The organism is Rhodoferax sp. TH121, assembly GCF_002251855.1.
GTDB lineage: Bacteria > Pseudomonadota > Gammaproteobacteria > Burkholderiales > Burkholderiaceae_C > Allorhodoferax.
In genome coordinates this window covers 1-1,243 of record NZ_NOXW01000001.1, presented here as the reverse complement: position 1 = coordinate 1,243, position 1,243 = coordinate 1, and the positions used below count along the sequence as shown (strand labels likewise).

The 1,243-nt window shown below is 65.4% G+C and carries 1 pseudogene; it reads left to right on the top strand.

Annotation, left to right across the window (positions count from 1 at the left end):
- Positions 1-1,243, top strand: a pseudogene (locus tag CHU94_RS00005) (hypothetical protein); the annotation flags it as partial.

The following is a 1,243-nucleotide window of genomic DNA, read 5'->3' as shown; positions in this document are numbered from 1 at the left end:
GCCCTGCGTTGTTTCGAGCGTGGCCTGCAAGCCCGCCCAGACTACGCCGGCCTGATCTACAACCGTGGCCTGGCCCGACTGCTGGCCGGTGACCTAGCTGGCGGCTTTGCCGACTATGAGCGCCGCTTCGATGTGCCGGACTTCCCCTCCAAGCGCCTCAAGTCCACCAAGCCCCTGTGGAATGGCCAGCCCCTGCCTACCCAGACCTTGCTGGTCCATGCCGAGCAGGGCCTTGGCGACACCCTGCAGTTTTTACGCTATATCGACCTCTTGGCCTCTCAGTGCCTGCGTGTGCTGCTATTAATTCAGGAGTCGCTAACACCCCTGGTGGTACTGCCGCCCAATGTGGAGCTGGTGCACGAGGGCGCACGCACGCCGGCCTACGACTTTTTGTGCCCACTGCTGAGCGTGCCGCACCTGATGGGCCTGTCGCAGGACGTCCCTCCTACCCTGCCCTACCTGCACCTGGAGCCCGAACGTAGTGCCAGCTGGGCACCTCGCTTTGCGGCCCCGGGCTTGCGCGTGGGACTGGTGTGGGCCGGCAATCCGGCCCACAAGAACGATGCCAACCGTTCGATGGCGCTCAGCGCCCTGGCACCGGTGCTGGCGCTCGAAGGTGCCACCTTCTATTCCTTCCAGGTCGGCTCGCGTAGCGCCGATCTGGCGCAGCTTCCGCCTGAACTGCAAGCCAAGGTGGTCGATTTGTCAGCCGATTTGCATGACTTTGGAGACACGGCCGCAGCGCTGCAACATCTGGATGTGCTGGTGTGTGTGGATACCTCCATCTGCCATGTGGCCGGTGCACTGGGCCTGCCGGTGTGGCTGCTGATTCCGTGGATGCCGGACTGGCGCTGGCTGCTGGAGCGCGAGGATTCCCCTTGGTACCCCAGTGTGCGCATCCTGCGCCAGCCGCGTTACCGCGACTGGGGCAGTGTGCTGGCCACTCTGGCCAAAGACCTGAAGGATCTGGCCAGTCCGCAGTCGGCCAGTGGCAAGAGGCGGGCAGCCTTGGCCCACGATTATGTGGAGCAGGGGCGAGTCCTGCTGGAGCGCAATGAGCCTGCTCTGGCCGCGCCAGCGTTCTGGCGCGCCCTGCGTGAGTGCCCAACCCATGCCCGCGCAGCCAGCGCGCTGGCTATCGTCGCGTTTCGCACCGGCCATACCCTCGCCGCCGTCATGTTCGGTCAGCGTGCATGCCGTCAAGCCCCCTCCGACCCAGAAGCCTGGTCCAACTGCGGCGCCT